This window comes from Streptomyces herbicida (assembly GCF_032656585.1).
In the GTDB taxonomy this organism is placed as follows: domain Bacteria; phylum Actinomycetota; class Actinomycetes; order Streptomycetales; family Streptomycetaceae; genus Streptomyces; species Streptomyces herbicida.
In genome coordinates this window covers 306,126-319,587 of the sequence record NZ_JAUYWJ010000002.1, presented here as the reverse complement: position 1 = coordinate 319,587, position 13,462 = coordinate 306,126, and the positions used below count along the sequence as shown (strand labels likewise).

Annotated in this window: 18 protein-coding genes; 5 read left to right on the top strand and 13 right to left on the bottom strand. The window is 68.6% G+C overall.

What is annotated here, in order from left to right:
- The first annotated feature begins 157 nt into the window (after window positions 1-157).
- On the top strand, window positions 158-1,078 hold the full coding sequence (locus tag Q8A52_RS05195; RefSeq protein ID WP_316749310.1) for an NADP-dependent oxidoreductase: 921 nt from the start codon (window positions 158-160) through the stop codon (window positions 1,076-1,078).
- A gap of 505 nt (window positions 1,079-1,583) precedes the next feature.
- Here the strand turns inward: Q8A52_RS05195 and Q8A52_RS05190 are convergent.
- On the bottom strand, window positions 1,584-2,291 hold the full coding sequence (locus Q8A52_RS05190; RefSeq protein ID WP_316749308.1) for a GAF and ANTAR domain-containing protein: 708 nt from the start codon (window positions 2,289-2,291) through the stop codon (window positions 1,584-1,586).
- 472 nt (window positions 2,292-2,763) lie between these two features.
- On the bottom strand, window positions 2,764-3,216 hold the full coding sequence (locus tag Q8A52_RS05185; protein ID WP_316749960.1) for an STAS domain-containing protein: 453 nt from the start codon (window positions 3,214-3,216) through the stop codon (window positions 2,764-2,766).
- 1,344 nt (window positions 3,217-4,560) lie between these two features.
- Between Q8A52_RS05185 and Q8A52_RS05180 the strand changes: the two genes are divergently transcribed.
- From Q8A52_RS05180 to Q8A52_RS05165, 4 genes are all read left to right on the top strand, one after another.
- The gene (locus Q8A52_RS05180; protein ID WP_316749306.1) at window positions 4,561-4,722 is read left to right on the top strand and encodes a hypothetical protein; all 162 of its coding nucleotides are present in this window, start codon (window positions 4,561-4,563) and stop codon (window positions 4,720-4,722) included.
- Between the two features lie 11 nt (window positions 4,723-4,733).
- Window positions 4,734-4,937 (top strand): ribonuclease H family protein, encoded by a 204-nt coding sequence (locus Q8A52_RS05175; RefSeq protein ID WP_316749304.1) that lies wholly within the window; start codon window positions 4,734-4,736, stop codon window positions 4,935-4,937.
- Between the two features lie 822 nt (window positions 4,938-5,759).
- Window positions 5,760-5,900, top strand: a complete 141-nt coding sequence (locus Q8A52_RS05170) for a hypothetical protein (protein WP_164986265.1) — start codon at window positions 5,760-5,762, stop codon at window positions 5,898-5,900.
- A gap of 46 nt (window positions 5,901-5,946) precedes the next feature.
- Window positions 5,947-6,174 carry a hypothetical protein gene (locus Q8A52_RS05165; protein WP_316749300.1) on the top strand — a complete coding sequence of 76 codons (228 nt, stop codon included), beginning with the start codon at window positions 5,947-5,949 and terminating at the stop codon, window positions 6,172-6,174.
- 186 nt (window positions 6,175-6,360) lie between these two features.
- Here Q8A52_RS05165 and Q8A52_RS05160 read toward each other — a convergent pair whose 3' ends face one another.
- The 11 genes from Q8A52_RS05160 to Q8A52_RS05110 form a co-directional block, all read right to left on the bottom strand.
- A complete protein-coding gene (locus tag Q8A52_RS05160; RefSeq protein WP_316749298.1) occupies window positions 6,361-6,705 on the bottom strand; it encodes a hypothetical protein in 345 nt (114 codons plus the stop codon).
- Entirely contained in the window at window positions 6,692-7,192 is a 501-nt protein-coding gene (locus tag Q8A52_RS05155) for a hypothetical protein (protein WP_316749296.1), read from the bottom strand. The genes Q8A52_RS05160 and Q8A52_RS05155 overlap by 14 nt, the downstream gene beginning before the upstream one ends.
- Before the next feature lie 76 nt (window positions 7,193-7,268).
- Entirely contained in the window at window positions 7,269-8,000 is a 732-nt protein-coding gene (locus Q8A52_RS05150) for a hypothetical protein (RefSeq protein WP_316749294.1), read from the bottom strand.
- Window positions 8,001-8,044: 44 nt separating this feature from the next.
- A complete protein-coding gene (locus Q8A52_RS05145; RefSeq protein ID WP_316749292.1) occupies window positions 8,045-9,043 on the bottom strand; it encodes an N-6 DNA methylase in 999 nt (332 codons plus the stop codon).
- Window positions 9,040-9,687, bottom strand: coding sequence for a hypothetical protein (locus Q8A52_RS05140; RefSeq protein WP_316749291.1), 648 nt, complete (start codon window positions 9,685-9,687; stop codon window positions 9,040-9,042). The genes Q8A52_RS05145 and Q8A52_RS05140 overlap by 4 nt, the downstream gene beginning before the upstream one ends.
- Window positions 9,688-9,781: 94 nt before the next feature.
- On the bottom strand, window positions 9,782-10,180 hold the full coding sequence (locus tag Q8A52_RS05135) for a hypothetical protein (RefSeq protein ID WP_316749289.1): 399 nt from the start codon (window positions 10,178-10,180) through the stop codon (window positions 9,782-9,784).
- Window positions 10,180-10,551, bottom strand: coding sequence for a hypothetical protein (locus Q8A52_RS05130; RefSeq protein WP_316749287.1), 372 nt, complete (start codon window positions 10,549-10,551; stop codon window positions 10,180-10,182). The genes Q8A52_RS05135 and Q8A52_RS05130 overlap by 1 nt, the downstream gene beginning before the upstream one ends.
- 82 nt (window positions 10,552-10,633) lie before the next feature.
- Window positions 10,634-11,173, bottom strand: coding sequence for a hypothetical protein (locus Q8A52_RS05125; protein ID WP_316749286.1), 540 nt, complete (start codon window positions 11,171-11,173; stop codon window positions 10,634-10,636).
- A 12-nt stretch (window positions 11,174-11,185) separates the two neighbouring features.
- Window positions 11,186-11,905, bottom strand: a complete 720-nt coding sequence (locus Q8A52_RS05120) for a hypothetical protein (RefSeq protein WP_316749283.1) — start codon at window positions 11,903-11,905, stop codon at window positions 11,186-11,188.
- Between the two features lie 29 nt (window positions 11,906-11,934).
- The gene (locus Q8A52_RS05115) at window positions 11,935-12,708 is read right to left on the bottom strand and encodes a hypothetical protein (RefSeq protein WP_316749281.1); all 774 of its coding nucleotides are present in this window, start codon (window positions 12,706-12,708) and stop codon (window positions 11,935-11,937) included.
- Between the two features lie 31 nt (window positions 12,709-12,739).
- Entirely contained in the window at window positions 12,740-13,423 is a 684-nt protein-coding gene (locus Q8A52_RS05110) for a PP2C family protein-serine/threonine phosphatase (protein ID WP_316749280.1), read from the bottom strand.
- Window positions 13,424-13,462 lie beyond the last annotated feature (39 nt).

Below are 13,462 nucleotides of genomic sequence, written 5' to 3'. Positions count from 1 at the left end.
CCATCGTTTGCCCCGGATACACCGTCTGAAGTGGCTTCGCGGTGGACCAGGCGCTGAGATGAGTCATGGCCAGTCATGGCTCCTCCGCCTGACCACGCCACGCACAGACGGGCCGCACGTCTCGGATTCCGGAACCTGCACCGAACAAGGAGTTGCCATGCGAGCCGTCACTGTCCGAGACCCTGACGCTGGCGTCGGCGGCCTCTCCCTGACGGACATGCCCTATCCCCAGGCCGCTGAGAACGACGTCATCGTGCAGGTGCACGCCGCCGGTTTCACCCCCGGAGAGCTCGACTGGCCGGCAACCTGGACGGACCGCGCCGGCCGCGAGCGGACCCCGAGCGTGCCCGGGCACGAAGTGTCGGGTGTCGTCGCCAAGCTGGGGTATGGAACCACCGGCCTCACCGTCGGCCAGCGGGTATTCGGACTGACCGACTGGACCCGTAACGGGGCACTGGCCGAGTACGTCGCGGTGGAGGCCCGCAACCTCGCTCCGCTTCCGGCGGACGTCGACCACACTGTGGCCGCCGCGCTGCCCATCTCCGGGCTGACCTCATGGCAGGGCCTGTTCGACCATGCGCGCCTCCTGACCGGACAGACCGTCCTGATCCACGGCGTTGCGGGCGGCGTCGGGTCGATCGCGGTGCAGCTTGCGCGCGAGGCGGGAGCCAGGGTGATCGGTACCGGCCGGGCGGCGGACAGGGAGACTGCACTCGGTCTGGGCGTGAATGCCTTCCTGGACCTGCAGGCCGATCAACTGGAGGGTGTCGGCGAAGTCGACGTGGTGTTCGACGTGATCGGCGGCGAGATCCTCGACCGCTCGGCCGCGCTGGTGCGCGCCGGCGGCACGCTCGTCACCATCGCTGCGCCCCCCAAGGTCCATCCCAAGGACGGACGGGCGCTCTTCTTCGTCGTCGAACCCGATCGTGCCCGGCTCACGGACCTCGTCCAGCGGCTCCGGGAGGGACGGCTCAAACCCGTCGTCGGAGCGGTGCGGCCGCTCTCAGAGGCGCCCGCCGCGTTCGCCCCCGGCCGGCGCACCCCTGGCAAAACGATCATCAGGGTCGTGGAGGGCTGAATGGGAGAGCAATCGTGATCACAATGCGGGTCTCGCCTTGGCGGCTGTCTTGTGAAGCCGGCTGGTCATCGTTGCCCAGAGCCCGCTCCTCTCGCCCGCCCACTACTTGGGTTCACTGCGGAGTGGTGCGCTCCGAGCCTCCGGGCCGGGGCGAACTTCCACACGCGCGGCCGAATTCAGCAGGCGGGACAGCTTTCAGGATGCCCACGCTGTCGGCGGAGCGGTTTTGGCCGGGAGTTTCAATGCTCCAGTCAAGCGCCGCCGCGCTCGGATCCTGGAGCACTGGTTTGGAAGATCGCGTATGTGGATGCAGTCTGAGCCGGCAAGGCGCTGAACGGGCCATTCCCCGTGCCTCTCCGTAGTTCCCTGCTCTTCCCCGGTGGTCGCCGTTCGTTCGGGCACGCAGGGGGCACGTGTTGTCTTGCTCCCGTCTCACGCCGCTGTGTGGCCTCTTCGAGGCGCACCGCCCATCATCTTTACCCACCATCCTCCCCAACTCCCTTAGTCAGGGGAGCCGGAAGTCCGGGTCCAGCGTATCGTCGATGACCTGCTGGGCGAGTTCAGTCAGGCGCAGGTGGCGTGGGCGGGCGTAGGCACGCATCGAATCGAAGGTGTCGTCGAGGCTGAGGCTGTGCCGTTCGGAGAGGATGCCCTTGGCTTGCTCGATGGCGACTCGGCTGGTCAGGGCGGTCTGGAGCTGCACTTTCTCGACGTGGCTTTGCTGCAGCGCGCGCTGCTGGAGGATAGCGATGGTGGCCATGTTGGAGAGCCCTTGGCCGGCCTGGGCATCGGACTCGATGAGGGGACCGGGCCGTGAGCAGAAGAGGTTCAGCGAACCGACGACCTGGTGGCGCAGTTTCATCGGCAGTGTGTGGACGGTGACGAAATCACCGTCCCGGGCACGAGTTGCGAACGGGCCGGAGTCCTGTGCGACCGACGTCGAGGTCAGCTCAACGTTCAACTGGGCCTGGCCGGTCAGGTAGCAGCGACTGGAGGGTCCGCGGGCGTCCTGGAGGGCAGCGAGCTCCAGAAGCCGGGTGTCTTCGTCGGAGGACGCGACGAGCTGGAGTTCGCCGTGCTGGGTGATGAGCACCACGGCGGCCCCTTCGACGGGAAGGAGTTCCACGCAGCGGATGGACAGACGGTGCAGGTAACCGGGGAGGTCAAATTCGTCCGTGAGTGTATCCACTGCCTCAACCAGGATCTCCAGCATGCGTTGCTGACTTGCTAGGGCCATCAGGTCCTCCCGGACGCCTTGTCGTCCCGCCTTGATTACTCCGGAAATGCAGCCGCGGCCGCCACGTCCTCGGCCTTGGCGAAGACTGCCTGGTTGCGCTCGCCTCCGTCGTGACACTCACTGTCGAGGGTCGGCGCTCCCGGTTCGGGCCCAGGAGCGCCGACCGCCGAGCGCGGGGACATCGCCCAGCCCCCACCTGGGGCGGCGTTCTCACGCTATTCGTCCTCACCCGGCGCCCCGGGAACGGGGGAGGCCGCCCTGGCGCATGCACAGGAGGACGCCGACTGGAGCCGCTTTCCGTCGGTGATACGGCTCCGGCCGTTCTTGGTCGGTCACGACACGACCCGGGGGCAAGGGGCCACAGACAGCGGCGTGGCCAGATTTCCGAAAGCCCGACGCAACTGCTGCTTCCAGGTTAGGGCACCTGGCTCCGGCTTGAACCGTGATTTCAGGCCTTGGCGCAGTCCTCAATCCGGCCCCAAGCTCGCGCGCCTAGGCCGTCCGTGCCGGACACCGGCCGCAGGAAAGAGCTACCACCCAGCGATGACGACCCTGCGGGAGTGATGCGTCCCAGGCGGGCGTCGAGGGTGGTGGCATATCGGGGAAACTGCTCAGTCAGCCCCATCGCCCACAGCAGGAAGTGGATGCCCCGCTGGTGATACACCAGACGGGTCCCGCCACCACGGTCCTTGCACCTGGTCTGTGCCGAGCGCAGTCCGTGCACCCCGCTGGAGTCCATGAACGACACTGGGCGCAGGTCCACCACCAGCAACAACGTTTTTGGTGCGAGGTCGGGGCCGTGCAGCAGTGCGGCGAATGCCACCATGGTGGATAGGTCGAGCTCTCCGTCCGCCCGGACGACGCGGCATTGCCGCAGCGACACGGGATCGCAGATATCCATGGGCACCAGCTTTCCTACGACACAAGCGCGAAAATGCACTGTGCGAAGAAGCCGAGGTCCGGGGCGTATCGCGGAGACCACCGTAGTGGCCTAGCCGCCCGCCGATGTAAAAGTCCCTTGAGTACAACAAAAGTGCGTCACTGAGTACGAAAACATCAGGACAGTGACCGTTCGAGCCCTTTTTAGCCCTGAAATGTGTCAGATCACTGTTCTCGGCGACAGTCGGACGCTGACCCTTCAACCCACCACTCTGCCCAGCTCCCTTCCCGTACGCCGCTACGGACCCGCAGGCGGGAACAGCGCCTCCTGACCGTCTGCGCGAAGGAGTGCTGCGGGGGACTGGGCTGGGGGCTGCACCGGATCTGGGGCACCGACTGGTACCGCGACCGGTCCGGAGCCGAAACCCGACTCCGTACCGCCGTGTAGGCCTTCTGCGGCTCGGGGTACCGGAACTCGGACCGCCGCCGCTTCCGCTCGCTCCGTGTGGCAGAGCGGAACCGTGCCGACTCCACGACGCGAGGAAGCCGACTCTGCCACCCGATACCCGGTGACAGCATTGGCGGAGACATCTCGCCGCCGTGTCGAGAACGAACTGTCCCAGATCCGCGAGTACTTGCGGCAGCCGGAGCCCCCTGGACACCGCCACCGATTACCGGGTGCGCGCCGACAACCGGCGCCATGGGGAGAAACGGTGTGCACAGTTCAAGGAGCGCGCCACCTTCCTGGAGAACTTCCTCAGGGCAGTGCCCTCGACTCCTCGCGCGACTGGCGGACAGATGGTCGCCCCTGGTCGTCTGGTCGACCTGACTTTCGGCGAGTCCACAGACATTGAAGAGTACGAGATCACTTCTCAGAGCCCGACGACGGAGGAGGGTCAGGCGCGCAGCCCGTCCTCGCCTCTCGCCGGTGCTCTGCTGTGGTGCATGGTCGGCTCCCCGGGCGAGTACGAAGACGGCTCGGGGAAGCGGCGGACCGCCCACATCCGACACGTTGGCGACTGAAGGGAACGCCGGGCGTTCTGGGGGTCGGTGAGCGTGACGAACCCAGTCGATGTCATGACCCGTCACCGCTACCCGGAGGTGTTCGGGCTGCTGCCCTTGACTGGCGGCCAGGAGAAGGGCGACCTCGCGGTCCCAGACGACCACGCCGCCTTCATGGACCGCGATCTCTCGGAGGTCGACTTCGTCTACGTGTGGGCCGACGGCATCCACCTTCGAGCCGATCAGCGAGGACGGATCGGTCGGCTACCTCACCGTTCCGTGGTCCATCGGCGGCATCGGGCGCCTGATCACGATCGACGGCCAGCACCGCATCCTCGGCGTCCACCTGGAGAAGGAGCGGATCATGGACGAGGTCTCCCGCATCGACCGGGAGATCCACTGTGCCAACGGGGCCAAGAGCAACCGGCAGGCGCTGCGGCACCTGCACAGCTGGCAGCAAGCAGGGACGGACATGCCCGAGGGCTACGACACCCACGTGCGCTTCCAGGGCCGCCGGCCAGCCTGATCAAGCTGCAGTTGCACTCCGAGTACACCCCTGACCTCACCTTCGTCCATCAGAAGGCCCACGCCGGTCACCCCCTCAACGAGGCCGCCGACTCCCTCGCGAAGCTCGGCCTGCGGTGCGTGAGCGGCGGCGTCCCGCTCACCGAACTCCCACGCCTGGTCCCGTTGTGGGCCCCTGGCGGCCTCGCCGACCACCGGCGCTCCCGGGCTGCCTGACGCAGGGCGAGCACCAACGCCGCCAGAGATCGCTAAGTCGTCGGCTCGGGTCGGCCGTTGCGGGCGGTGGCCCGCGTGACGTCGGCAGGCGGTCGGAGAGGACGTTGCAGAGGCCGACCGCGGGGTCCTGGTCGTGCTCGAGGGCGCCGATGTGGACGGGGCCTACTGACGGCTGTGCGTGAAAGGGGATGAAGGGGGGCAATCGCCAGGGCTCCAGCGCGAGAGGTTGCCCGACGGCCCGTTCCCATGCAAGGCCAAAAAGCCCCTCGGAGATCACATCCGAGGGGCCTTTCTGGTGCATCGCACCGGGTCAGACCTGGTGCCCCCGGCAGGATTCGAACCTGCGACACCCGCTTTAGGAGAGGGCCAAGATCACTTCTGGGCGGCTTCGACGGCGGGCGGCGCTGACCAGGAAGAAGCCGAGAGCGCGGCCTGTGGCCCCTGCTTACGGTGCCTGACCTGCGAGGATTCCACTCCTGTCGCGTCCTGAACAGTCCCGAACACTCCCGCGCCGTCCCACGCACGACGTCCCCGCTGTGTCCCCGACAGTCCCTCACGTCCCCGTCCTGTCCCCGTGGCGTCCCCGTCGACGCCGTTCGGGGACGGACGCTGACCTGCGCGGCTTCGATGCCCTGCTCGGGCGCCTGCTTCGGTTCTGTGAGCACCGCTTGCCCTTCGCGGCGCGGGTTCACTGCCTCTGTCGCCTCGAAGGGCGGTGAACCTCGGCCTCCGTGAGGGGGGTTGCGCGGCTAACCCCGCGGTCCTTCATCGTCAGCCTCGGCCCCGGTGACGGGAGCCGTGTCGATGTGATGGAGGAAGTATATGAAGGCCGAACGCACCGCGATTGCCGCACTGGGTGCTGTGGTTGCCGGAATCATCGCCGTGTCGCACCCCTCGCTCATCCCGGCGATGACGCTGGCCGTCGCCGTGTGGGTGGCGCTCGCTCTGTACCTCAAGGTTTGAACCAGCCCTGCCAGATGTATTGGCACGACAGTTGGAGGAGAGAGATATGAACCCTGACCGCTCTGACGCACCTGGCCAGGCAGAGCCGCCCATCACGACTTGGGAGGACGTCGACGCGCCTTCGGCCCTCGATGACCCTCCGCCGGGTTGGGGAGACGACGATGACGTGCCTCGTGTCCTCGTTGACCCTCTACCGGTCGTCGGCTGGGCGAGCACCGATGACGTGCCGTCGGCGCTTGAGATTCTGGATGGCGACGAGACAGAGGGGGCATGAGTGAAGGGCGGCCCGGGCGTGAGCCTGGGCCGCCCTCGCGGTCACGTGTCTTCTTGGACGAGACGCAGCGTCAAGTGTCCACTGTGTCCAATTTGAGGTGATCTCACGGCCGTTCGAATCCGGCCATTCTTGTCGGCGCCTTCAATGTCCCGTACGGACAGTGAGAACCGGGTGTCGTGGCGGACATCAGGTGTCCGATCGGCTCCTGGGGCGAAGCCGGTCGCCCCAGGTGCGGCGCCGAGGAGTTGGTGTACGGGCGCGCTCGCCGCGGAGCTCGGTCACCTCGTCCAGGAGGAGGTCGACGATGGCGCGCGCTTCGGCGATGAAGCGCGCGTCCGCCTCGGCGCCGGCCAGAGCTTCGGGGTCTCCCTCGTGCACGACGTCGACGGAGGCGACGCGGTCGTCGCTGCTGTCGGCGATGAGGAAGCTGGTCACGCCTTCCTCGATGTCGATCCTAATGACGCCCCAGGGGCCCGGGATGGTCTTGTCTCGCAGGGTGGCGATGGCAGCGAGCTGTTCAGTGGTGAGCACTGCTGACCTCCTCGCGGGTCTCGGAGGGGACGGGTGCGAGATAGCCCCGGCAGCCGCAGTACTCGTAGCAATGGGAGTCCTCGGGCGCGGTGCGAGGAACGCTCTGGTGGACGCCGCGCGCGTGGCCGCAGCCAGGGCGGGCGCAGCGGGGGTGGTGTTGGTTGTCGTGACGGTGGGTTGAGAGTTCGGCCTGGCGGATCGTCTGCCCTGTGCCGCGGGTGGGTTCGGTGTCGGCGTAGCAGCCGGCCCAGCCGCAGTCGTGGTTGAAGTGGAAGGTGCCGGCGAAGGCGAGGGCGCCGCATCGGCCGCAGCGGTATCGCGGGATGCCGTGCTCGTCGGGCGGGATGGGTTCTCCGGTGCAGCAGTCGATCTTCAGGGACTCCCGATAGGTGGCGTGGCGGGCGGCTCGTGCGTTGCGTTCTGCTTCGCGGGCGGACCTGCGGTCCATGGTGGCCTGCCTTTCCCCGAAGAGATCGAGTTGTGTCATGGCAATGCTCAGATCAGTCGATGTGTTGTGGGCGCGCGGGGCGATGCGCGGATCGCCCCGCGCCGAGGGATATTGATCAGTTACTGGTGTTGGTCTCGGTCGGCTGCGGTTTCTTGTTCGCCTTGGTCTCGTTCGTCACGGTCTTCTTGGTGGCTGTCGCCGTGGTGCGCTTTGACCGAGGCGTCGGCGGTTGCTTCTTCGGCTCGGTCTTCTTGGCCGTACGGCGTGGGCTCCTCGCTGGGGCCGTGGTCTTTGCGGTGGCCTTCTCCGGCTTGGGCTGATCCAGGGCTTGCGCGGGTTCGCTGCTCGGTGCCGAGGCGGCTGCTGTGGGCTTCTCCGCCGCTGCGGTGCGGCGGAAGGGCTTCTTCGGGAAGGCGCGCAGCGGTGGGCGCTTGCCGTCGAAGGCTGGCAGGAGCCGGGTGCGGATGTTCCGCGCGGTGGTTGCGGCGGGCGGGTTGTTCGTGAAGCAGACGCCGACGTTGTAGCGGATGCCCGGGGTGAGGTGCTTGAGGCTGTCGGCGTACGTCTCGGCGTCGCCGTCGCCCTCCTCGAACTCGCGGGGCGGGACGTCGAGCGCCCAGGTCTGGACGGCCGCGCCTCGCCAGAGGTGCTTGATGCCGATGCGGCGGCCGTCGGGGTGGGTGAGGTACGCGGACAGTCCGGGGTGGGGCTTGCTGTCGGCGTCCACGGTCCAGCCATCGCCCAGGCCCACCGCGGTCGTGGTGACGAACTCCTCGAAGTCCGCAGGGAAGACGCGCTGCTTCTTCGCGGCATCGTCGTCGGCTGTGGTGGGCTTCGTCGGGCTCACAAGGTGTCCTTCCTGGTTGTGCGGGTGTGGGGTTGGGGCGACGCTCACGCCGCCGTTCCGTCGAGGAGCTGGTTGAAGGCGTGGAGCATCCGGCGGGCCCTATGCTCGAACAGGGCCTGCTCCACGACCGCGTTGCGGTGCTTGATGACCGCCTCGCGCTCGGCCAGTGCCTTGGAGAGGCCGGCGTCCTCAGTGGCGAGGGAGTCGGCGCACCAGATGACGGTCCTGGGGCCGAGGTCCCAGATGATCGCGTTGACGGCGGCGCAGGCGGTGGCGAGCGGGTCGATGTCGTTGCCGAGCCAGGTGTAGTCGTGCGGGTTGAGGTCGCGGAAGCGCAGCGTCTGGGCGACGGAGCGGAACATGCCGCCGCTGCCGAGGGCCGGTTCGCGGATGGTGGGGCCGTGGTCGTCGTGCACGAGGATCTCGGCCATCAGGTCGGTGACGCAGGGCGGCGTGTGGTATTCGCCGCGCCACTTCTTGTCGCTCTTGTGGCGAAGGCCCGTGAGCAGGGGGCTGAGGACGTCGGCCTCCGACCGCTCGTAGGGGTCGTCGCCGGCGGTGAGGTCGAACAGCCCGTTGTAGATCGCGGTGTGGATGACGGCCTGGACGGCACGCAGCTGGTACTCGTCGGGGTTCTCCTCGATCCAGTCGTGCAGGGGACGCGCGACCTCGATGAGGTCTGGGCGGGCCATCCACTGGACACCCCAGATCTCCCGTAGGAGCGGCGGGAGCTGGGCCGGTTCGAGGGTGAGGAGCCAGTCACTGACGAGCGGCTCCCGGAAGAGGGACAACGCGGCGATGGTGCCGAGGGGGACGTCCATACGGTTGCCGCCGTAATGGCTGAACCAGGCAGCGATGACGTTCTCCGCGACTTCCCTGGCTTGTCGGTGCGGGTCGCCCGGGAAGGAGGAGCGCTTACGGCGCGAGGCAGGGGTGGAGCGTGGCCTGGGTGGCCTGGAGGCTTCCTCCTCGCGCCGCTTTACACGCTCTTCGAGTTTCTGCTCCACCTCGCCGAACAGGTCGAACTGGACCACGGCGCTCATCCCTCCGCCGATTCGGTCGTGGCGCCTGTCGACGCGAACGGGTGCGGTGGGACGCCTGCGGGGGCAGGTACCGGGCCCGCCTGGAGGATCGCTGTGGCGCGGTCGGCTCGCTCGATGTAGTAGGCGTGGTCCTCGCGGAGGCGGCGCATGCGTTCCTCGTGCTGGGCGATGAGGCCGCCGTAGCGGTTCAGGGAGTGAGGTGCGCAGTGGTGTTCGTGGGCGCGGCGCAGCTCCGGGGTCCAGGGCTGGGCGAGCCAGTGTCGGGCCAGGGCGGAGACGATGTCGGCGGCCCGGCGGGCGGTGCCTTTCGGGACGCGCACGGGGGCGCTGATGATGAGGCGGTATGGGCGGAGGCGCAGGGCGCTGGCGTTGAGGGCAGTGCGGGTGAAGTTCTCGGTGCCGGCGAGTGTGACGCCGAAGAGGACCGGGGCCTCGTCCATGTGGAAGCCGGCCGGGCCGGTGCCGTAGGCGACCTGGAGGACCTCCTCCATGGGGTCCTGGTCGGCTTCGGGGTGGTGGTCGGGGTCCCAGCCGAGGGTGAAGGCGCCGATGCCGGTGACGCGGTAGACGGCCTGTCCGGTGTCGAAGTCGGCGAACTCGGTGACCTCGAGGGCCGGGCCGCTGCCGACGGTGAAGGTCAGCACAGGGGTGCTCTTTCTCGTGATTGAGGCATGGGTGGGGTAGGGGGCTGGCCGATGTCGTGGGCTCGGCCCCCTCGTGCGGTGTGGGTGGGCTGGGTTATCCGCCGTGTTCGGAGCGCCAGCCGTTGACGTACGCCCCGACCTCCTCGGCGAGGGGCTCCAGGGACATGTCGCCGGGCGGTTCGCCCTCGGCGGTGGTGGTGGCGTAGATGACCTTGGCCGTGCCGTGGGTGTTGTCGATGTGCACGGCCGTCCAGCCGCCGATCTCGGTGCGGTCGTTGTGCCAGGGGAGCGACTCGCGGCCCGCGATGGCGACGTACTGCTCACCGTCGGTCGTGAGCTGGACGGTGATGTTCAGCTCGTTGCCGCACCAGTCCACGCCTACGTCCGTGCAGTGCTGTTCGAGGGCTTCGATGACGTCGGCGTACAGGGCGCGGGCCTTGTCCTCGTCGGCGCGCCGGAGGAGTTGGACAGCGCTGAGGTAGTGGAGGGCCATCACTTGGCCTCCGGGGTCTGGTCCGTGCCGGAGACGTGGTTGCCGCAGACGAGGGAGAGGGGTTCGCCGTCGTGTGGGAGGTCGAGCTTGACGTCCTGGGGCTTGCGGCACAGCAGGCAGGCCAGGGAGACGGTGCGGACCATGCGCAGGGGACGGACGGGGGTGCTGGGCGGGAGGTGGACCGGCTCGGTGTGGCCGGGGAGGACCAGGGCGAGCAGGGTGAGCTCGGGGGAGATGACGGTCTTCTTGACGCCGGCCACGGTGAGGGGCGTGTGCGGTGCGTCGGGGAAGGCGAACACGTCACCGGGGCGCAGCTCATGCGCGTACACGGGTCTGGTGAAGTTGAGGGTGACCACGGCGTGGTTGCTCATGCTGAGGGATCTCTTTCCGTTGGGGGTATGGGTAGTTGGCCGCTCGGTGGCGTCTCGCACACGGCACCGGGCGGAGTTCTGGCTACTCGTCGATCACGTGCCGGGGGCTGTTGATCGGACCTCGGTCGAGTTCCTCGACGATGTGCCGGGGAACGCGGGGCACATGCGTGTCGTGGAGGGCGAGCTCGCCGCTCGCGAAGTCGATGAGCACGGTGCCGTCCGGGTCGACGCGGGTGACGCGGCCGTAGAGGGGCTGTTCGGGGTGCTTGACCCACTCGCGCTCCGTGAGGGGCGGCAGGTGCTGCGGGCACCGGCCGTGGTCGCGGAGCGCGAGGTGGGAGGCCGACGGGTGCCAGCAGGGCTGTCCGTCGGGGCGGGGGTGCTCGCAGCCTCGGGTGATGTGCCCGTAGCCGTCGCACCGGATCAGGACGGGGTCCGGCCAGGGGTCACGAGCGCGCACGATGGCGAAGGTGACGGTGCCGTGTGGGCCCTGGTCGTGGTGGGCGACGTACTCGATGGTCAGGCCGATCGTCGTCGGCCAGGTCTTCAGCACGTTCGCTGCGATGGTCTGGGCGTGGGTGGCGGGAACGGAGGGCGCTGACGAGCGCTCACTGGAGGGCATGGGCATGTCACCTCACTTTTTGCTGGTGCCGGGGAGCAGGAGGAATGCCGTGTGCTCGTCCGGGCCGCCGACGCGTGCCAGATGCCGTGCGCGCAGGTGCGGGAGGGCGTGGACCTGTCGGGCGAGCGCTGTGATTCGCCGCTCGGTGTTCTCCGGCCACAGGGGGCGTTCGTCGGTGGCGCGGATCGGTTTGATGACGCCACTGTCGGCCTGAGAGACGTCCGCGCAGGTGACGTCGAGTACGCGGCACCTGTCACCGGCGAAGTCGACCGTGATGAGTTGGGCGTGGGGATGGTGTGCGCGGACGAGCTCGGCGATCCGCACGATCCGGTCGGCAGGCGGGAAGTCGAGCGTCCAGCGTCGGTCCGGTCTCGGATCCGGACGTACGGCGCTCCAGGCGGCCGAGTGGAGTCCGGCGAGCGCGTCGCTCAGGTCGTCGGCGAGTTCCGCCATGTCCAGCGTGGTGGTGTCGGCGTCCCTGCCGACGTCGAGGACCGGTTCCTCCGTCCCGTCGTGGTGCGTGGTCCACAGGCCGTGCAGCTCGACGGTTCGGTCGTGCGTGGAGTGGTCGAAGGTGAGGTGGGTCGTCTCCGGGTACGCCTCGACGATGCGCGCGGTTACGTGATCGAGGACCGCGATCTCGTACTGGGCCTGGGCTTCGTTGAAGGCGTCGACGGCGAGCTTGCGGTAGCGCAGGGCCGTGGCGACCTTGTTCGCTGCGGTGTCGGTCATGAGGACTGTGTCCTTCCAGGGGACTGCGGTCAGTGGTGGGCGGTGTCGGCGGGGGTGGGCTCCCGGTACGGGAAGACCAGCTGCCACAGCTGCCCTTCGTGATCGGAGGCGACGTCCATGCACGGGGTCAGGTGGCGGCTACGCAGGTGGGGCAGGGCGTAGAGCTGGGCGAGGAGACGGGCCAGTTCGTGGGAGATGTCGTGCGGCCAGGGGTTGTCGTCGGACTCCGGCGAGCAGCGGGGGCACGGGATGTTGACCCTCTCGCCGCCGCTGAGCGTGATCTGTTCGAAGCCGACGGCGACGCCTCGGTGGGTCGCTTCGAAACGGCAGATCAGCGATTCGGCGTCGGGGACGTGGCGGCGGACGATCGCGGCGACGGTGGCGGCCCGGTCAGGGGGCGGGAGGGTGAGCCAGCGGCGGTCGCGGTGCTCGTGGACGGGGTGTGGTTCGACGAGGCCCCAGCGGTAGAGGAAGGCGCCGTTCAGAACGCGGTCGAGGTCGCTGACGAGTTCGTCGACGTCCAGCGGTCCGTCGCGCCAGCTCTGCTCCGTGTCGTCGTGGGGGTCGTAGAGGAGACGGCAACTGCCGATCGCGGGGTCCTGGGCGCTCCAGATGCCGTGCAGCCGGACGTCGCCGTCGGCGTCGAAGCTGACCTCCAGGTGCTCGGCGTCGGGGTGGGCCAGGCGTACGCGGGCGGCGATGTCGTCGTGAATGGCGAGGAAGAGGGTCTCGCCGGCCTGGACGTAGGTGGTCGCGAGGTCGTTGAGTGGGATCTGGGTGGGGCGAAGTTGCCGTTTTTCCACGGAAGTTGGCTCCTGACGGTGGGTGGGATGGTCAGTGCGCGCGGCGCAGGACGATGGCGGTCGCGTTGTCCGGGCCGTTGATGCCGGCGGTGCCGGCGAGGAGTTCGGCGGCCTCGTTCGGGTCGTCGCGGAGGAGCGCGGCGGCGATGGTCCGGTCGTCGACGACCTGGCTCACGCCGTCGGTGCACAGCAGGACCGCGGTGGTGCCGTGCGCGGGCAGCGACGTGGTCACGAACTCGTGGCGTGCGACGGTGCGTGTCACCTTGCGGTCGTAGAGCGGCAGCGGGCCGGGCTGCGTGGTGTGACGGCGGATGCGTTCGCCGAGCGAGTGGTCGTATGTGGCGCGCTGGAGCTGTCCCTCAGCGGTGAGGACGTAGGCCCGGCACAGTCCTGCCCAGGCGAACTGGAGGCGGCTGTGGGCGGGGTCGAACAGCGCGCTGACGATCGACGCGTCCGCGACGATGCCGCTGGCGGCGAGCTGGTTGCGCGCCCTGATACAGCCGGTCTCGGGCGTGGCGACGAGCGTCGCGCCGACCGCCTCCTCGGCGGCGAGGTCGGCCGCGTCGGCCGCGGCCGTGGTGTCGCCGATTCCGTCGGTGACGGCGACGGCGATACGGCCGGTGGCCTGGTCGCCTCCGACGGCGAAGGCGTCTGCCTGCACCTCGCGGCGCCCTTGCCGCTGTGCGCCGCCCACGTGCCAGGGTGTTCGGGACATGACTGGACTGACTCCTTTGCAGACGAGGGGGAATGCAGG